The organism is Sphingomonas morindae (genome assembly GCF_023822065.1).
Classification (GTDB): Bacteria; Pseudomonadota; Alphaproteobacteria; order Sphingomonadales; family Sphingomonadaceae; genus Solisphingomonas; species Solisphingomonas morindae.
Map to the genome: position 1 here is coordinate 1065632 of NZ_CP084930.1, position 18954 is coordinate 1084585.

The 18954-nt window shown below is 61.5% G+C and carries 12 protein-coding genes; 3 read left to right on the plus strand and 9 right to left on the minus strand.

All coding sequences use genetic code 11. From position 1 onward, the window contains the following. The first annotated feature begins 337 nt into the window (after nt 1-337). Both LHA26_RS05260 and LHA26_RS05265 read left to right on the plus strand, forming a co-directional pair. The gene (locus tag LHA26_RS05260; RefSeq protein WP_252167683.1) at nt 338-1357 is read left to right on the plus strand and encodes an IS110 family RNA-guided transposase; all 1020 of its coding nucleotides are present in this window, start codon (nt 338-340) and stop codon (nt 1355-1357) included. Between the two features lie 756 nt (nt 1358-2113). Further along, complete coding sequence (locus tag LHA26_RS05265; protein ID WP_252167684.1) at nt 2114-2668, plus strand: hypothetical protein; 555 nt, start codon at nt 2114-2116, stop codon at nt 2666-2668. Nucleotides 2669-2735: 67 nt separating this feature from the next. Here LHA26_RS05265 and LHA26_RS05270 read toward each other — a convergent pair whose 3' ends face one another. The 8 genes from LHA26_RS05270 to LHA26_RS05305 form a co-directional block, all read right to left on the minus strand. Next, nucleotides 2736-4364, minus strand: coding sequence for an AAA family ATPase (locus LHA26_RS05270; RefSeq protein ID WP_252167685.1), 1629 nt, complete (start codon nt 4362-4364; stop codon nt 2736-2738). Between the two features lie 182 nt (nt 4365-4546). Next, nucleotides 4547-4840, minus strand: a complete 294-nt coding sequence (locus tag LHA26_RS05275) for a putative quinol monooxygenase (protein WP_252167686.1) — start codon at nt 4838-4840, stop codon at nt 4547-4549. A gap of 201 nt (nt 4841-5041) precedes the next feature. Further along, entirely contained in the window at nt 5042-7858 is a 2817-nt protein-coding gene (locus tag LHA26_RS05280) for an ATP-binding protein (RefSeq protein WP_252167687.1), read from the minus strand. Nucleotides 7859-7922: 64 nt separating this feature from the next. Further along, entirely contained in the window at nt 7923-9248 is a 1326-nt protein-coding gene (locus LHA26_RS05285; RefSeq protein ID WP_367890738.1) for an MFS transporter, read from the minus strand. Nucleotides 9249-9637: 389 nt separating this feature from the next. Next, on the minus strand, nt 9638-10609 hold the full coding sequence (locus tag LHA26_RS05290) for a quinone oxidoreductase family protein (protein WP_252167689.1): 972 nt from the start codon (nt 10607-10609) through the stop codon (nt 9638-9640). A 190-nt stretch (nt 10610-10799) separates the two neighbouring features. After that, entirely contained in the window at nt 10800-11456 is a 657-nt protein-coding gene (locus LHA26_RS05295) for an NAD(P)H-binding protein (RefSeq protein ID WP_252167690.1), read from the minus strand. Between the two features lie 71 nt (nt 11457-11527). Beyond that, the gene (locus tag LHA26_RS05300) at nt 11528-12511 is read right to left on the minus strand and encodes a LysR family transcriptional regulator (RefSeq protein ID WP_252167691.1); all 984 of its coding nucleotides are present in this window, start codon (nt 12509-12511) and stop codon (nt 11528-11530) included. 226 nt (nt 12512-12737) lie between these two features. Then, the gene (locus tag LHA26_RS05305) at nt 12738-13268 is read right to left on the minus strand and encodes a glutathione binding-like protein (protein ID WP_252167692.1); all 531 of its coding nucleotides are present in this window, start codon (nt 13266-13268) and stop codon (nt 12738-12740) included. Between the two features lie 1522 nt (nt 13269-14790). Between LHA26_RS05305 and LHA26_RS05310 the strand changes: the two genes are divergently transcribed. Further along, a complete protein-coding gene (locus tag LHA26_RS05310; RefSeq protein WP_252167693.1) occupies nt 14791-15516 on the plus strand; it encodes a POT-type proton-dependent oligopeptide transporter in 726 nt (241 codons plus the stop codon). Between the two features lie 353 nt (nt 15517-15869). Here the strand turns inward: LHA26_RS05310 and LHA26_RS05315 are convergent, their stop codons facing one another. Then, complete coding sequence (locus tag LHA26_RS05315) at nt 15870-18662, minus strand: ATP-binding protein (protein WP_252167694.1); 2793 nt, start codon at nt 18660-18662, stop codon at nt 15870-15872. Nucleotides 18663-18954: the final 292 nt, after the last annotated feature.

Sequence of the window (18954 nt, forward strand, 5' to 3'; positions counted from 1 at the left end):
CGGTTTCGCAGGGATGACTCTTCCAGCTTATCAGCGAAAGCGGCTCGGTGATGATCGAGATCGGTGGAAGCGTTCCGCGACTTCGGACCACTGCCCGGGGGCGGGTTGCACGGAGGAGGGCTCGTGAGAGCGCGCGTACTTCCGCTGTGCCGATTCTGGTCGGTGCCATCTTGCCGACGCCGGCCTGGGTGGAACGCGACGCATCAGCTTCGCGCACCAGCTCATAACGTTAAATCACTATGCGTCGGGACAGGTGACGTGATGGGGTGGACGGCCCCTGCACCAGCGTAGCTGTGCGATGATGCGGCCGTAGAGCCACGTCTAGAGGAGCCGTCCCATGCAGCAGGATGTTGTCACCGTTGGAGTCGATCTGGCGAAGAACGTGTTCCAGGTCCACGCGATCGGCGCCGATGGCAAGGTGCTGGTGCGCCGGCAGCTTCGGCGCGCGGAGGTTCTGAAGTTCTTCTCAACGCTGCCGCCTTGCCTCGTCGGCATGGAAGCGTGCGCGTCGGCACATCATTGGGCGCGCGAGCTGGTTGCGTTCGGGCACGACGTGCGGCTGATGCCGCCAGCCTATGTGAAGCCGTACGTGAAGCGTGGGAAGACCGACGCTGCCGACGCGGAGGCGATCTGTGAGGCGGTGACCCGGCCGACCATGCGATTCGTGGCGGTGAAGACGCCGGAGCAGCAGGCCGTGCTAATGCTCCACAAGACCCGTGACCTGCTGGTCCGGCAGCGGACCGGGCTCATCAACGCATTGCGCGCCCATCTGGCCGAGTATGGCATCATCAGCAGCAAGGGCCCGGGCGGCGTCACCGTGCTCATGAAGGTGCTGCACGAAGCGCAGGAGCGGCTACTAGCGCATGCGCGATCGGCTCTCCATACGATCGGCTCGCAGCTTCGCGCGCTTGCGAGCGAGGTCGATCGGCTTGAGGCTCAGATCCTGGCCTGGCACCGTGCGGATGACGCGAGCCGACGGCTCGCCACCATCCCCGGCATCGGTCCGATCACCGCCTCGGCTATCGCGGCGGCCGTGCCGGATGCGACCATGTTCCGGTCGGGGCGTCAGTTTGCGGCCTGGCTCGGCCTCACGCCACGGCCGCACAGCTCGGGTGGCAAGGAGAAGCTCGGCGGCATCAGCAAGCAGGGTGACGGCTATCTACGGCGCCTCCTCGTGGTCGGCGCCACGGCGGTGATGCGCATGGCGCGCAAAGATGCGGCTCGGCAGCCATGGGCAGCCCAACTGCTTACGCGCAAGCCCGTGAAGATCGCCACGGTGGCGCTCGCCAACAAGACGGCGCGGGTCGCCTGGGCGGTGATGGCGCGCAACGAGGTCTACGCGGCAGCTGCCGCGTGATCGCCATCCTCGCCGCACGCTGAGCAGCGGCGGGGTGGTGTGAAGGGTAGCTCAGCGATGATGACGGACCGGTCAGACCGGGGATCGCACAAACCCAGGGGAGCAGAGCGCCTCGAGCGCGATGACGTGATTAGGGATGTGATCCGCGGAGTTCATCAGGGCCAGCAGCCGTGCGGTGCTGCGCGAACAGGCCGAACACATGGATGCACCCGACCGGTGCTCATCGCGCTGAAGATACCCCTTGCACCGCAGGGGTCGTCCACACATGGCTCTACGGCCGCATCATCGCACAGCTACGCTGGTGCAGGGGCCGTCCACCCCATCACGTCACAGGGACCCTGATGACTAAGCAGCGGCGTGACGGATTGCGCGAGAAGCTGCCAAGCCCTCCTCGCGTCTTTCCGCACGAGCCGCAGGGATGGCTACAGTTGAAAAAGACCTATGATCCGGGGACCAAGGGCGGCCTGCACGTAACGTTCGCTGGCTGCCGAGTTGCCCTTTGAAGTGTCTCAGGCGGCGCACTACTCATCGGCCGCAGACTGCATTAGCGGGCTCGACGGTCGAGCACTTCCTGCTCTCACTTCCTCGCGAAGTGCCAATCAGTCGGGCCAAGCGGGCCGAACGCTCAGTCGCGCCCGACGCACAATTGACGAGCAAGGCTCCAGGTTTGCCGGAAGGGTCCCTTGCACTCCGCATTGCCGATAGGTGAGTGGGGAAAAAGGTTCCTCTCCGCCTTCGGCGACCAGGAGGTTCTGCATGACGAACGATGCATCCGGTCGCGAGCGCGACTACAGGATGGTGCGCGCGGCGATGGCGCTGATCGCTGGCGGAGACGATGCGCCAGGAGATCCCGACGTGGTGGTGATCGTGGGCCGCGAGATTCGTGACATTTCTCAGACCAAGGTGCTCCTGGAGATGCTCGCGGCGCAGAAGAAGGGCTGCATCTACATCGCGATGCCGCCACTCGGTGCCACGAGCCGCGCACCCCAGGTGCATGTGATTCGGTGGACCGGCCTGCCTGACGCCAGATTCGATGTGACCGGCCGCTGCGCTTTCTGGGCGCCCGACGAAGACGGGCGCCTCCTGATCACATCGCAGGGAGGACGGCGCGGCCACTTCGAGATGATCGACGGCCGTCTGGTCCACCAGGAAGGGCCGCCTCCGGGCCCATTGGGCGCGGGCATCGCGCGGGCGGCCCGGCGGCTCCGTACGAAGATGAGTTCGCTGCGGGACGTGACGGAGGGTCTCGAGCAGATGCCCAGCAGGAGGATCGAGAGCATCGACGACTTCAGGCGATCGTTCGAGGTCTGAACGGCAGACCCGGGCGGCGACGCCCGGGTTTGCAAGCGCGTCCACGCGTGTTTCCAGTCGGGCCCGCTCAGCCGTCCGGTGAAAGGCCGCCACCCCGGAGCAGATCCGAAGCGGCAAAGCGGAACATGCGCCCGTCCTTCTCCAGAAGGCCGCTTTCCGCCAGCCTGTCGAGATGCCAGTTGATCGCACCAGGCCGCGCTTCAGTGCTTCCGCCTCCGTGAGCCGTCTTGACCAACCTGCTACGGGGATCGTGCGCTCGTTCGGCGGCCACGATCTTCTTGAGCCGGTTGGCGGAGACGGTCGTGCCAACCGCCGCGGCCGGGTAGGTTTGTTGGAGAACTTCACGGACCAAGTCGGTTCCTGGGCCGAAGGCGGCCGCATCGACTGACCTACGTCCTCTCCTCTGCACGACAGTCCGCTCCTCTCGCGGCGCCCGATCGATCGAAGGACTCTCCTCTGCATCCGAAACGCCGCTGTCCCCGACGGTGGGAGAACGATCGTCACTCTCCCAACCGTCGAGCGCGCCGCTCTCGAGCACGTGATCTGGCATGTCCGTCACGTCCACGAAGGCGCCGTGGCGCTGGCGCGCCAGAAAACGCTCTCCCGTACAGGCACCTTTCAGGTTGGCCTTCGCCACATAGACGACCAGCAGGTTCTCCCGCTTGAAGCGCTTGCCGAGCCACTTCCGGACAGGCTCCGCCTCGGGGGCGACCTTCCTCCGCCCGCCCCAGTCCTGCACGAGCCGCACTTCGACCACCAGGCGAGGCGCCGTCGTCCACATCGCCACACCTCGCAGGCGGCTCGCCGCGCTGGCCCGATATGTCTTCTCGGAGATGGTCGTTGTCTTAGGAGTATGACCGATGATCGCCCAGAAGATGCGGAGGCTCTCGCAAAGTCGCCCGAGATGGAAGAAGAAGTTCGTCGTCGCCTGGGCGTCCATGCTGTCGAAACCGGACATGCTGGTGGCCGAGTCCATCACCACTCCGATGATGCGATCCTCCGGAGACGGGTGTGCCTCGTTCCACTTGGAAATGTATTCACGCACCTCATCCATCACCGCGCTGGCCACCCACTCGCGCTCCTTGGTTTGCCAGAACAGGCTCGAGTTCGGGTGTCCGAACTCCTCCTCGGGCATGCTGAGGAACGGCATGACGTGGAGCCGAGCCGACGTCCGCATCTGCGCGTCGTGATCCTGGCCCATGGAAAACTGCAGAACGTCGCGAAGACGGCCTATGATCTGATCGCGGGTATCCTCGGCGGACAGTATGAGGACGTGACCCGTGCCATGAATGTCACCGCCAAGCCATTGCCGCTGTGGGCGATCGTCGACCTGGCTGGCCAGCATTGCGGCCATCCAGAGCATCAGTTGAGTCTTGCCCGTCGAGCCGGCCCCGAACCAGACGGACGTGCCCACCTCCGCGAGCCAGCCGTCAATTCGGTATCTGATCGTCGGATCCGCGCTGCCGACGTGCAGGTGGGCGAGCCACCTGCCGCTGCCGGGCTCCGAGTCCCATAGCTTTTCCGTCGTCCGATCAGGGGCGGACACCGCCTGCTTCCGTCCAACGGCATCGCGAACTGCAGCCTTTTCCCGGCTCGAAATCGCCGCTGCCCCGCGTCTTCTGAAATCGTGTGTCGCGTCCACCCGATGCATCCCGATCGTATCGAGCCGACCGACGTCGGCTGCGAGGTTCAGCATCCAGCGGAAAAGGTTTCTTTATAGTATATGGATCAGAAGCTGGCTGAAGGTCAGCCAGCGATGATCCAGTGGGGTCGCTGAACGATGCTTGCAAGCCCGGCCGGCGACTCGTCCCGAGGCATCCTCGATCTCGCCTATGAGAGCCGCCGTCACCGATCAGCCGCGCCCGCCCCGCAGCCGCGTCAGGCGACTTCCACGGGGTCGAGGACGAAGGCGACGCGCTCAGCGAGAGCGTTGATCTGCGCGAGGTATGCCTGGAAGTGAGGCGCCCGATGGGCCGCGACCGCCTCCGCGTCGACGTAGAGCTCATCGAGGACGAAGCGCTCGAGCGCGGTCTGGTCCTGCCAGATGTCGTACCGAAGATTGCCGGGTTCGGACCTGCTGGGCGCGAGCATGCCGTCGAGCAGCGCACGCAAACGATCCCCGGCGTCCGGACGTGCTGTGAGGACGGCGACGATCTTCACCGGAGCTGTCATGGTATCTTTCCTCGTTCTGATATTTAGAGCTTGGAACGCAGCCGGAGCCCCCCGGGTGACCCGGCTGCTCACGCGGCCACGGCGGCGCGGTCGAGAGCCTGGAGCTACGACTTGGTAACCAAATGGTCGCTTGCCGCAATCGCCTCGCAGGCCCCGCCGCTAACCCCTCGCGCTTCGGGCGGGGCAGTGCGGCTAGTCGGCCTATTCAATAGGGGCCGGACGCGGCGGCTTCTCCTCCAGACCGCCTTGAGCCGAATGGGGAGGGACGGAAGGGCGTTCATGCCCCCTGCCGGTTGCCAACCCCTCGGTTCGGTCGAGCAGTATTCGTGCCTCCAACTCATGCGCGCCGATGGCGCGCGCATTGTCCACGGCCGCGTTCATGACTTCGGAAGCTCTCGCTTCTTCGCCCAAGGACCGCAGCACTCGGCTCTTGATCCGAAGAAGCTCAGGCAGACACCATGCCTCGTCGGTCTGCCACTGTAGGAACAGCGCGGCATCGATCTCCTTCAGCGCGTCAGCGGCCCTGTCTACGGCGAGCAGGGAATCAGCCAAAATGCCCTTGTACATCGGCGTCCGCACCAGCATCCCATCGTCCAGCAGCTCCTGAACGGCGAGCGTCATCTCCGTCAAACTTTGCGCGTCACCTGCATGATGTCGTGCTACTCCGGCGTAGAAGCGGTAAACTGGCTCCCAAAGCCTGATGTTCTCACGATCGAGATTACGTCTCAGAAGAGACAGATGGCGCTCCAGCCGCTCCTCGTCACCGCTCCAGACCGCGAGCGGAAGGGCGACAAGCGCAAGGATGTTGGATTGCCCCATCAGCTGGCCTACGTCCTCCAGCTTGAGGATCATCTCATCGGTCATTTTATGCGCGCGTTCGGGTTCGCCGGTCAGCCAACGCGTAAACGCGAGAGTCGTATGGATGCTGACGTATCGCTGCTCCTGATAGCGTACGATACTTGATGTTGGGACGCCCCTGAGGAGATCCTGAGCCAGTCGCTCAAGCGTCTGCTGGACCTCCGAGATCCTGCCTAGATGCATGCCGGCAAGCGTACCGAGTCGCTCGCCGTCATGCTGCGATGCCCAATCGCCCCGTTCCCGGGCCAAATTCAGATATTCATCGAGCACAGCGAGCGCGTCCTCGTTGCGCCCGCTATAGATGAGGAAAAGAGCCTTGCCGTACATGGCCGAGAGGTAACGCTCGATGTTCTCGCTGAGCTTCGAGAGTCTCAGAGCGCGAGACCAAGCCTGATCCGCCTCGTGTTGCGGCCTGCGGGCCAGCGTCATGCTGTAGGCAAGCGATTGCGCCAGAACCGCCTGGCGAAGACCCTCCGAGGGCGCACCATCGCTATACTCGAGCGCGCGACCAACTTGGAAAAGCTGCTCGGAGATCGATGAGCGCTCGTTCCAAAACCGGATGGCTGCTACCGCGATATCAATCCCCAGCGATGGATCACCATCATCGCCGAAGCACCAGTCCAGCGCTTTGCGAAGATCTCCGACCCTACCTTCGTATCGCGACAGCCAGACGCTGCTCTGCAGCCTACCCCATTCGACGGTCGACTGCTCGAATGACGTTAGGACAAGTCGCGCATGCTGCCGAAAAGCCTCAGGCGCGATCGGCTCACGAAGAAGCGCGTCCGCCGCGTAGCATTTGGTGCTCTCCAAAAGCCTATAGCATACCTGATCCTCCCGAATTTCGGCTGAGATCAAGGATTTGGATACCAGGCTACCAAGCGCAAACGTGATCTGGAAGGAGCCGAGGTGGACCAATCCCGCCATGTAAGCGACGTCGGCCATCCCGAAGTGACTGGCGAACACAGAGAGCAGCCGAAAGATCGTCGCCTCATCGATGGAAAGCAGCCGATAACTCCATTCGACTGTGGCCGACAAAGTGCGATGCCTCGCTTGCGAGACCTTCCGCCCATCGCCGCCCTCATCCAAACGGTTGACCACCGACTCCAACAGGTCGGCCGGCGAGAAATTAGAGATCTGTGCGGCGGCGATTTCGATAGCGAGCGGCAGGCCGTCCAACGCCTCGCACAAGGAGACTACGGCGAGGGCATTCGCGTCATCGAGCCGAAAGTCTACCGCCTCCTTCGCCAAGACCGTGAAAAGCTGAACGGATGAGAACGTCGACGCCTCAGCTGCGGTGAGGCCCCCCTTCACGGTCGGAAAGCGGAGCGGTTCGACGCGCTGGACATCCTCGCCGACAACTCCGATCGGTTCTCGGCTGGTGGCTAGAACGCGGCTTCTAACCCCCGCCCCCACGAGGCGTGCCACGATGGTAGCCGCCATTGGCAGAACATGCTCGCAGTTGTCGAGGACGATGAGCAATCGCCTAAATTGCAGGTGCTCGACTATAGCACCGACAGGGTCTGTAGGATCGCCCTTAAGACCGAGGCATGCGCTGATTATGTGCGGGACGAGCGAAGGGTCGTCGGTAGCCGAGAGATCAACGAAACGAACGCCGTCGGCGAATGCCCCGTGTTTGAGGTGCGCCACCGCGATCGCAAGGCTCGTCTTACCAACGCCGCCTGCTCCCACCAAGGTCAAGAGCGGGACTTGATCCAGCGAACGGCCGATGTTCTCGACGTCCTGCTGACGCCCGATCAACGTCGGCAGCAGCGGCAGCGAGCATCCGACCTCCTCCTCGGGCGCGGCAAACGTTGCGCCATCAGCGTTCTCCAGATGGACGCGGGCGACGAAACGGTAACCTCGCCCGACGACGGTGGCGATGTACCTAGCCTGAGGTAACGTGTCTTCGAGGACACGGCGCAAGTTGCTTATGTGGACCTTGAGGTTGTGCTCGTCGACGAAGACGTTCGGCCAAGCGAATTCATTCAGCTCCCTTTTGGTGACCTCCTCCCCCGCGCGACGCACAAGAAGGTGCAGGATGTCTAACGCGCGGCCACCGAGCTTGACCGGCTTACCATCCCGCAGAAGGACGTGACGGCTGGGCACAAGCTGGAAGGCACCGAAACGAAAGGCTACGTCGGCTGTCAGGCGTTCCCGCATGTAGCCGGCCTCACTCTTCCTTTCGATCGGCGGGGACCATCTCTCTTCGTCATATCGGACGAGCCTAGCGGGTTTCGATCCCCTTGTCCCCCGACCATTTCGCGTGCGCAACGGCAGCCCCCTCCTGCCGGGCGAGGCGGCCGTGGCGATGCGCGAGCACCAGAAAGGTTCCGGCACCCACACTCAATGCCGATAGGAACAAGCGGACGTGGCCCCAATCCCCGGCATACGAGACGATGTGCGCCATCACGACGGGACCCAATCCGGCGCCCAAGCCACCAAGCAGCTGAACCGACGCGGCGACGAAGCCACTCGAGCCTTCCGAGAAATCCTGCACAGTCGACCATAAGGCCACCTGACCGAGGCCGACGAACCCCATTCCGACGCACATCAGGGTGACCATCGCTATCAAGGTACCCGCCGACATGCCGATCGCGAACCAGAGGCCGCTGCAAACCATCGCCGCTCCTCCAACCCACACCCGAGAGATAAAAAGCGACCCCGAGCGTTTGAGGACCATGTCGGAAATGACGCCGCCAAATACGACCGCCAGGTAGAGAGCGGCGAGCGGTATCGAGGAGAGCCAACCAATCCTTACGAGATCTGTACGCCAGACTTCTGAAAGATATAAAGGGAACATAGCAAAAATGAAACTTTGCAATGCGAGGAAAAGCATGTAGGAAATCGCCAAGCTTCTAACATCTCTTCTTGAAATCGTTCTAAATAGCCCCCCATCTCTGCGCATTTCGACGGCACAGATTGATCTACGCCTCTTTTGATCAAAAGTGGCGTATGCGTAAACCAGCGCCCCGAAAACCATGCCGAAGGCCCCCAACGCTCGGAAGCAGTCCCGCCAACCCCAAAGCTGCGCGACCTCCGCCGCAATCGGGCCGCTGGTGATGGCCCCCAGGTATGCGGCAGCCAAGAGTGAAGCGCTACCCCGCGATCTGAGCCGCAAGGGCACCTCACGTTGCAGCAGCATCATGCTTGAGACGAAGTCGGGTGCCTGGAACGCGCCCATCAAAGCTCTCATGAATAGAAGGCCAATGGCACCTAAGGCGAACGGCGTGAGAAGCACCGCAAACGACCAGCCGACTACGCAAACACCGATGGTGCGGATCGGGCTCAAGCGCCTCGCCATCCACGCTCCAGGAATCTGGAAGAGCGCATATGTCCATGTCACGGCTGCCAAGACATGCGCAACCTCTACAAGGGAAAGACTGAAGTCCTTTCGAATTTGCGGTGCAAAGATGGGCATCATGTGTTTGTCGAACTGCATCAAGAACGCTGCGGGCATTAGGATCAAGACGATCTTCGCCCAAGTAGCACCCATTCCCTTGGCGGTTGACCGTCCTGCAATCGACATTCCCATTACCCCCGCTGAAAGCATACGCCTTTGCGGCGCCTAGCCGAAAGGCTGGAGAGATTCCAGCTTACGCCCGCTCAGAAGCGGTGCGCATCCTGTCAAGATGCAGCTTGTTCGCAGATACTGCAAGCGCTCATACAGCCTTTCCAGGTGATGGGCGACCGGTGCAAAGCCCCAACGAATGATTATTATTCCCAACCATTCGACTCAATGCAAATTATTTAGCAAATCACACGATGTAGTTCCCGACGAGTACTTTAAATCTCTGCTCCCCTCGCAAAGACCGATGTTCGTTAAGTCGACCGAAGCCGCTGGAAGAGTATCGCCGAACCGGCGCGTCCGCCGGTTTGATGGTAGTGTGATCCGCCCACCGTCCCCCGGACCTCACAGCGCCTTCGCGCATCCTTCGACATTCAGGGCCTAAGGATGATCGCGCCTTCGGTTTCGCCACGGTCGAGCATGGCGTGGACGTCGACGACGTCGTTCAGCGGAAAGGCGCGCCAAAGGTTCGGCTTGATGATCCGCCGGCTGACGGCGTCCAGGACATCGCGCGACCGGGCCCTGTATTCATGGGCATCGTCAACATGGGCCGCGAGCCCAGGGCGCGTCAGGAACAAGGACTTCTTGTTGAGAAGGTCGATGTCGACGGGCTCCGGCTTTCCGGACGATGCGCCGAAGGAAACCATCGTTCCGCGAACGCGAAGACTGTCCAGCGACGCTTGGAAGGTCCGCCGTCCCACGCCATCGTAGACGACGTCTACCATCCTACCGCCGGTCAACCGGGCAACCTCCGACGGCACTTCTGACCGCCCCCAGATCAAGACGTCGCTGCACCCTGCCTCGCGCGCCCGTTCGACGCTCCCCTCGCGGGAGACGACGCCGATCACCTGCGCACCGAGATGCGCTGCCCACGATGCGATGAGCTGCCCCACTGCACCGGCCGCGCCGTAGAGGAGGATGACGGTCCCGCTCGTAACCGGAAAGGTGCTCTTGAGGAGGTATTGCGCCGTCAGACCCTTGAAAAGGACCGCCGCAGCGTCCTCGAAGCTGATAGTGTCCGGCAGCGCGATCAGGCGCTCAGCGGGGTAGATTCGCGAGCTTGAGTAGGCGCCGATGGGACCCAGCGCATAGGCGACACGATCTCCGACGCTGATCCCCTCGACCTCGCTGCCGATCGCCGAAACGGTGCCTGCACCCTCAAGACCGAGTCCACTCGGCAGCGGGATCGGAACGGCACCGGTGCGCTGCTGCACATCGAGGTAATTGACCCCGATCGCCGCCTGTCGGATCTGAACGTCTCGCGGCCCGGGCATCGCCTCGCCAAACTGCTCCACGAGGAGCACGCTCGGCCCACCCGTCTCTTTAATGCGGACCGTAGCGACCATCGACAACTCTCCCAAAGGGCACCATTTCGTAAAAAATCATAGTTCGATAAGCATCCACCAGATGAAAGGCGTTGCCTTCGATTGAGCAGAATGGAGGGGGTAGGATTAAGGCCGTCCGGCCGCAGGTCTCCTTCAAGGCATGACTGCCAAGCCTTGCCGTCTAAATAGGGACCGCAAGCGGCTGCTCCGCTCAGCGTCTCACCAGCTCCGCCACGGCTGACGTGATCGATGTAGTACCGGCGGTCACCTCAAGGATGACCCGCTTGATCGAAGGTTCGGCGATCAGGGCCACGATCGTCGCCGCGACGTCGTCACGCGTGATCCGCCCGTGGATCTTCGCAGGGCCGAGATCGACTTCACCCGTCCCGGGGTCGTCGAAGAGCGCCGATGGGCGGACGACGACCCAATCCAGATCGCGCCGAACCAGATCGGCCTCGGCTCGCTTCTTCTCAAGCAGATAATGCTCGAAGCTCGCCGCCATGTGCCGCCCGCGCCATGCTTCCGGAAAGGCCGAGATGAGGTAGAAGCGCGCGACCCCAGCAAGGTTTGCAGCGGAAGCAATCCTGCCCGGCCCCTCGCCGTCGATGGCGGTGGTCGCCTCCTCGCCGCCCTTCCCCCCGGCTCCGGCCGAGAAGACGATGATTTCGCAGCCCCGGAGCGCAACCGCAAGCTCGTCGACCGACATGCGGGTAAAGTCACCGATGCGCGCCTCGATTCCGTCCCCCGCGAGCGACCGAAGCTGCTCGTCCCCGCGGACGAGGCCGTCTACGTCCCAACCTCGATCGACGAGCAGTCGGGCGATCCTCCTACCGGTCCCACCGGCGATCCCGATGATGAACGCCTTCACCAGACCCTCCTGCGACGACATGAGCGACTACGCATCTTCAACGGGACGGCCCGGCGTCAGATGTCAAAGGACTAGGCTTGCGCGTTGACCGGCGTCGCCAGACGCGTGATCACAGAAGGCAAAGCCTCGGGCGCGAGGCTCGAAGAGCCGCGGGCTCCATCCGCCGGCACACCGTCGAAGACGCGCCGGTCGCGTGTGACCCGATCCGCGATCCCGTCCATGACGGCCCGCACTCGCGGCGAATCCGCTAGGTCCTCATGGACGGCAAGCCAGTAGTCGCGCGTCGGCCGCAGTTCGTCGGGGAGGACCCGTTCGAGATCCTCGTGCGCGTCGCCCACGAAACATGGCAGGAACGCGAGCGCCGCACCGCTACGCACCGTCGCGAGCTGAGCGGTCACGGTGGTGGTCCGGTAGCGGGGCTCGACCCGAAGCTCCTGCCCCGCGCAGACATCGAGCTCCGTCGTCTGCAGCATCTCCGTTATGAATCCGCACCAGCTCTCGTCGAGGAGGTCCACCGGCAAGTTGGGCGGTCTTCGCGAGGCGAAATAGCCGGCCGTGCCGTACACGCCAAATTCGAACGAAGTGAGCTTCCGGAAGCGGAGATCCCCCGACGAGGGGCGATCCATAGTCACGACGACGTCCACCTCCCGGGATGCGAGCGAGAAATTGCGCGAAATGGCGACGAGGTCGAGGTCGAGATCGGGATGCTCTCGGGCAATCTCCGGAAGCCGCGCAGCGAGGTAGTGGGCTCCGAACTCCTCCGTCGCACCGATCCGAACCCGCCCAGCGATGTTCGATCGAGCTTCCGCCAGCGTCATGACCTCACGCAGGATGATCGACTCGAGCTTCTCTGCGGCCTCGGTCAGCCGCTGCCCCTCCTCGGTGACGGCGAGACGACGTCCCGCCCTCTCGAAAAGCGGCACACCAGCCTCCTTCTCAAGACGCGCGATGCGGCGGCTGATAGTCGAGTGGTCCATGCGCAGCGCGTTAGTGGCCTCGGTCATGGTGCGATCACGCACGACCTGGAGGAATACCTTGATGTCGCTCCATTCCATGTGGCGCTCCCGACGCTTGCACCAGACCGATGTCGAGGAGTCGACCCGCACCCGCCGCGGCGCAGCCGTCCGGTGGAGCTTGAAGTCCGCTGGGCACCGACAATCCGCCGCGGTGACAACTCGGATAAGAGGCGCCTCCACGACATGGTCTTATCTGACGCACGGAACGGCGGGGGTGAATCGTTGTAAAAAGACCCGCCGCCGCCAAGCCTCGTCCAAGGTCCACCTAGCCCTCGACCATCAAGGCCGTCGCTACCCGCGGGCGCGATTCGACTCGCGACGCCCACCGGTCGATGTTGAGCATCCCCAGCTCGTCGGCCACGGCCGTGCTCGCCACGCTCCAGAAGGCCCAGAGATATATGTCGGCGATCGAGAACTCCTCGCCGATCAGGAAGGAATGTGACGCCAGATGAAGGTCGATCCAAGCCAGACGTGTCAGGAGCGGTGGCTCACGAAGGTCCGCCGTCTCGGTCCTCCGCTCGCAGCCGTAGATCTCGCCCGATATGAAATGCATCCATTCCGAGTGCCGGTTGCGCTTGATCGTGCCGGCACGCGGCACGAGGTGTCGCTCGGGACATAGATCCGCAAGGAACTCCATGATGGCAGGTGGCTCGCGAAGTGTCGTTCCGTCGGAAAACTTCAGGATCGGAGCGATCGCGAACGGCGTGAAATCCTTCAGATCACGGTGTGGCTGCTCTTCACCACCCGGCAGCCTGACCAAGTCCCACGGAAGGCAGGTTTCGCTAAGCGCGATCAAGGGAGCCCGTGATCGCATGCCCGGCGCATGGTAGAGCCTTGGTCGCACCGTTGACGGCCTTGACCCTGGTAGACCATCGTTCGAATGCCGCATCACTGCCTCCCGCGTGGGCATAGCCAACTTTCCGCGGCGTTTGCTTCATGGCAAAACAGTTCGGCGGAGGTGACCGTCGGCCGATGATCCACTACTCGTAGGATCGCGGTGGAAGCGAGGGTGAAATAGGACCGCTCGCGGGGAACGTCTCCTGAAGGGCCTCGTCGAGGGCCCCTTCCAAATCAGACGGGAGCGCGTCGGCGTCCCGCGGCGTGTCCATCGGCATCGAATGATCCTTCTCCAGAGCACACCAAGTTCGACTGCGGCCCGAGGATCGACAAGGCCGAACACCGCCCAGGCCCTGTGCGAGAATACCAGAGGTCAGTGCGTTATTGGTTGGACCGTAGGGCGCCGTGGTCTTCGCTCACGCGTAAACCTCTCCCTTGCGATGCCCCGGCCGCTTAGGTTTAGGAAACAAGAAAGGAGAATAAGCCACGGATGGCAAATTTCTAGCAGTCTTTGTCATTGCCAAATGCAAGGACTTGGGTCGGTCGCCATACCCGGCGATGACACGGCCTGCCCTCTGTCTGTCGGCAACAGGTTTTTACATGCGCCCTCTGAAGCCGTATGTTTTAACGGCGATCAGTGACCAATTCGACAGGAGCCGGCGACAAGCAGATGCGGACTTGACCGGGGGACACGCCAATACTTCTCCCAGTCAACGACCGCAGGCTATCCATTCAGAGCCTGTCGAGACCCGCATTTCAAGGGACATGATGGATGACCGCGGCAGCAACACTGCCTGAGCAGGCCGCAATAGAAATAGCTCTTGATTGAATCTGTCAGGCGTCAAGCGTCGTGTATCTCGCGCGCCAACGGAAGCAACATCATTCCTATCCTCCCATGGTTCATGCAGGGCTCGCCTTCGAACTGGATGTCGCCGAGCTGCCTTGAACCATCGACACGGTCGTTTCCCGCCCCGCCCGGGTACCGGCAGCCGAAAGCCACACAAGGGCGGGAGGTCCAACTTGGCTCTTCCCGCCCCAAGCGGCACGTGCGAAAAAGCTGACGACCTCCATGCGAAATGCGGCCCGGTTTAACGATTCAAGCCCTGAGATCCATCGACATCCGCCAGCGCAGCCGACCTTCCCCCACCTATAGATCCGGCCTAGCTTATCTTGTGCTCGCAGAGGGATGTATACAATTTTCTCTTTTTGGCTTACTGTCAATTCTTACATTTTACACCTCCAATCACCTTTTTCAACAGGGACATATTGAACATGTTTTAGGCTTTGGCAGCCTCTCCACGATCATATACTATTTGCTAGGTCCACAATCACCGGTGAGAATGGGCGCCGGTGTCACAAGTCTCTTCGTGAGCCTAACATACTTAACGCCCGTTCTTTGCGGACCGATTCTCAGGCAACATAGAAGCCGGTCCAAGGCAGTCATCTTTGGCAGCTTGACAATGTTGATCGGCTAGCTGTGCATGCTGCCTGAGGCTACGTTTTTACCCGCGCTTGCTTGCATCCTCGTCGGGTTCGGCTTCATCAAGGGCAACTTGGCTGCACAGATCGGTGAGCTCTGCGCTGAGCGAAACGTCAGCCGGACAAGCGCCTTCCAGGTCTACAACCTCATGCTGCAGATAGCGGCGACGATCTCCCCTCTGGTTTGCGCGTTCTTCAGCCAGGAGGTCTCTTGGCCCTTTGCTTTCGGCGCAGCAGGCGCCGCCACGCTTCTCGGTTTAGCGATCTACCTCGCGGGTCTCCGATCAGCACGCCTCAAGGAGGAGGACCGCCGCGGTCAGATCCCCGAGCAGACGACAAGTCAGGGCAGTAGGGATTTCATTCGCACTTCAACATTGATTCTACTTGTTCCTGTGATGGCGCTTGTCTGGGTGGGGAACCAAGAGATCCCGATAGGATACGAGCTCTGGGGCCGCGCGCACTTCGCCCTGGACTTCCTCGGCTGGAAGATGCCAGCGAGCTATCTTGTCTCACTGGATGCGTTCATCTCGATCGTGACAGCGGCCTTGAGCATAGCGTTTTGGCGGTGGTGGGGGATGCGTCACGTACAGCCGGACGAAATGAGCAAGGTCGCTCTCGGCGCGACTCTTGCGGCGGCGGCCCCATTCGCTCTTGCGCTTGCGTCGATGCACCAGGATGCTTCCAAGGCAAGTATCAGCCTCGCGGGGGTATCGCCTTCCACGTTCTGAATGGTCTAGGATTAGCTAACTTCTATCCAGCCGCCCTCGCACTTTATTCTCGCACCTCCCCGCAACCGCTTACCACGACGATGATTTCTGCCTTCATCATGTCGCAGTTTATCTCGGGTCTCTTCGTCGCAAAGCTCGCGAGCCTTCTAGGGTCCATGTCGGACACCCTGTTCTGGTCTCTACATGGCGCGGTGATCGCTCTCGCAGCGGCTGCACTGCTCTCGATCCGCCGGCTAGCGGGCCAGCTGCTTAGCTGAATCGGAGTGCATGCTCGAGATGATGGGGAAGGCTGATGCCGAGTTGCTCGCTACAAAGGCTTGGTATCCGAGTAGATGGTCAATCCTGATGCTAGCCTAGGCGCGCAGGTACAAGCCCGCCTTACGAACGGTATTTTCAGGCGCAGGTAAAGGCAGTCTTTCAGCCGACAACACACTACTCAGTCGAAGAGCCTCTTGCTTGATGCGGCTTCTAAAGAAGAGAGCTCCTATCTTAGATGCCGCGGCCTCCGCGCGCTGGAGGCAGTCCATAGCTCCAGCATAGATACCGCCAGCAGCGTTGATTTTTGCTTCTACTCGCAGAAGTTCAGGGTAGATCCATTCCTCGCAGCGGAGCGTCTGCTCTTCGAAGGCCCGCCCGATGAACTCGCAAGCCAAGTCGCGCTTTCCGCTTCCTAGCGCAGCCTCCGCGATCATCGATAGATGAAGAGCGGAGCGCTTCAAGAAGCCTCTGGATGACATCTCCTCGAAACACTTCATCATCCCGTTGAGCCCACCCGTAGGATCACTTGCACGGCGGCTCGCTGCCGAATAGAAGTCGACAAGGAGATCCCAAAGCTCGACGGGCCGCCCTCTCCTATGGCATAAAGCTATTTTGGCCAATCTAGTCATCTCAAGATGGTCCTGCCGGAGGTAGGCAATCGGCATCGCAGCCGCAGTAAACAGAAGGCCTCGGTCGACAGGATGAAGAAAGTCCATTCCCTCTTCTATCTGGTCCAAAATAGGGGGCCGCCTTCCCTCCGGATCCATCAGAAATTGCATGAATGAGCGGTTAGCCTGTATGTTGATGAATCGCTCCCAACGATATCGGTTGGTGCACGATGCCGGCGAAGTTACTCCCAGGTGCGTCTCGGCAAAACGTAGGCAGCCATAAGCCTCTGCAAGCCGGCCTTTAGTAAATTCTATGGTTGATCTTATTCGCTCAACTTCTATGATCACAGAATGATTGTTTGGGCGCCTACCAATCTCTTCCAGACGGTCGAAATCGAGCGTAGCTTCTCTGATTTCGCCTTTTAGAAGATGAAAGCCGCACTTCCCGGCTAAGGCCGTGAAGCAGCTGAGTTCATCCCCGGTGGCGACGGCCAAGTCTACGACCTCGATCCAAGCCCTCTCGGTTGCCTCTCCCAGTTGAGCCGACAGAGTCAGACTCCACGCGCGAGCGTTCGCGACGCGGAATTTCGCAGCCTCAAGCCCCATTGCAGCACTGCCAAGCCGCAACGATCTCTCGAAGGTTGCCTGCTGGAAGCGGAGGTCCCCCTGCTCGTCCCACAGCCGAATGGCAGCAGCCGTCAATTCCAGTAGAAGAGCCGGGTTTGCTCCCTCGCCTGCACACCAGTCGATCGCTTCGACCAGGTCCACATTCCTGTGGGCGTAGCGCTGGCGCCAGGTCTCAGGCTCGATCCAAGCCCACTCGTCCTCCGCACGATTGAAGATCCGGAGCATCACGCGGGCATGTTGAGCCCGGGCGACCTTCTGCTCCGTCACGTCCCCCCGCAGCTGGGCACGCCCAAAAAAGCGTTCGGCGGCAAGGAGGCGATATCGGGTTATGGTAGACGTCGATTCAACAGCGACGAGCGACTTGGCGACCAAGTTGCTCAGCACCATGAAAATCCGATGCGCATCCCAGACGGTCGGGTCAAGAAGGGATACGACGTCCTCTACTTCGAACCCGCTGTGGAATACCGACAATGTCTTGAACAGCCTGGACTCGTCTATCGAGAGGCGACTGAAACCAAAGTCCGTCTTGCCTGACATGAGCCACATCGGGTCGTCCGGTTCATTCGGTAGGGGACCGTCGAGCACGCGGCGCGTCACGATGTCCAGCATCTCGGACACAGACACCCGGCCGTAGAGATTTGAGAGGGCACTGGCGATTGATCGAGGCCGGCCGTCCATAATCTGGCAAAGCGCCACGACAGGTCTCACGTCGTCTTGAGTCAGTTCGTAATCGGATATCGCCTTTGCGCCCTCCACCAACATCCTCACAGCTGGAAACGCCAGGGCCTCCTCGGAGGTCAGGGTCAGTTCGCTTCCCGCTGGCGGATACGATAGCGATCCGATCCGGTGAATGGATTCATCGGGTACCCGCAGCGGTTCCAGGCTGACGACCATCATGACGGACGCGCTGGGCGAGTAGAGGAAACGAGATACCAGCAGTCGCACGGCCGGTAGCACCTTCTCGCAGTGATCGAGAATGATCAGGAGGCGACGATGCTCGAGGAAATCCAACAGCAGTCCCGTCATGTCGGTGGCAGTCGCGCGAAGTCCGATTGATGCGGCTATGCAGTTCGCAACGGCCCCGAGATCCTCCAACGATGAGAGGTCGACGACGAAGGTGCCGTCCTCGAAGTTAGGTCGGACGGTTTCGGCTACGGCGAAGGCGACCGACGCCTTGCCCATCCCGACAGGTCCGGCGAGTGTCACCACGCGGCATGAGCCCACCGCCATCGCGATCTCGCCGAGCTCGCGAGATCGGCCAAAAACCGGGCTCGCCACGGGTTGGCCGCGACTTTCACCCGGGACGATACCGACCGCGCCCGGTTCTTTCGCATCGGTCATAAGAACGGGGGCGATGAACTGGTAACCTCTACCCGGGACGGTCGCGATATACGTAGTCTGCGACTTCGTGTCCCCGAGCGCCCGTCGGAGGCTGGAGACGTGGACCTTGAGGTTCGCGTCGTCAACTGTCGTCGAGGGCCACGTGTGGTCGATCAACTCCTGCTTCGTGACCAAGCCGCCGGTCCTGCTGATTAGCAGGTGGAGGATATCTGCAGCTCTCGACCCAAGCCTTATCCTCTCCTTTCCCCTGACCAGCAGGTGGCCGCGAGGTATGAAGAGGAAGGGCCCAAAGAGGTATGATCCCTCTTCCATGCTAGAAAGCTGCACGTTCCACCTGACCGCTGGATTCCATGGCGTGATCGTAGCACGAGCATGCTGCATCGCAATGCACACGCGTGGGCGTTACCGGCCACATCGAGGAGCTTCCGCTCCTTTGCGACGTTGAAAAATGGCGGAATTGAGGGCTTTCTCGAGATGGTGGAGAGACATGCCTGCGTGTCGATGCGTGCCGGATTTACGACTTTTAACTTCGCTCAGCGTGCTTTTGAGCACAAGGTTCAAGAAGGAACAACCCCGCCCGCGCTGCGAAGTGCCTCGAGTGCCC

What these genes read in the sequence shown, in the direction of transcription:
- LHA26_RS05270 (WP_252167685.1), bottom strand. Translation starts at nt 4,364, where the DNA reads ATGCTGAACCTCGCAGCCGACGTCGGTCGGCTCGATACGATCGGGATG.
- LHA26_RS05290 (WP_252167689.1), bottom strand. Translation starts at nt 10,609, where the DNA reads ATGGTCGCTACGGTCCGCATTAAAGAGACGGGTGGGCCGAGCGTGCTC.
- LHA26_RS05300 (WP_252167691.1), bottom strand. Translation starts at nt 12,511, where the DNA reads ATGGAATGGAGCGACATCAAGGTATTCCTCCAGGTCGTGCGTGATCGC.
- LHA26_RS05275 (WP_252167686.1), bottom strand. Translation starts at nt 4,840, where the DNA reads ATGACAGCTCCGGTGAAGATCGTCGCCGTCCTCACAGCACGTCCGGAC.
- LHA26_RS05280 (WP_252167687.1), bottom strand. Translation starts at nt 7,858, where the DNA reads ATGCGGGAACGCCTGACAGCCGACGTAGCCTTTCGTTTCGGTGCCTTC.
- LHA26_RS05285 (WP_367890738.1), bottom strand. Translation starts at nt 9,248, where the DNA reads ATGCTTTCAGCGGGGGTAATGGGAATGTCGATTGCAGGACGGTCAACC.
- LHA26_RS05265 (WP_252167684.1), top strand. Translation starts at nt 2,114, where the DNA reads ATGACGAACGATGCATCCGGTCGCGAGCGCGACTACAGGATGGTGCGC.
- LHA26_RS05315 (WP_252167694.1), bottom strand. Translation starts at nt 18,662, where the DNA reads ATGGAAGAGGGATCATACCTCTTTGGGCCCTTCCTCTTCATACCTCGC.
- LHA26_RS05260 (WP_252167683.1), top strand. Translation starts at nt 338, where the DNA reads ATGCAGCAGGATGTTGTCACCGTTGGAGTCGATCTGGCGAAGAACGTG.
- LHA26_RS05310 (WP_252167693.1), top strand. Translation starts at nt 14,791, where the DNA reads ATGCTGCCTGAGGCTACGTTTTTACCCGCGCTTGCTTGCATCCTCGTC.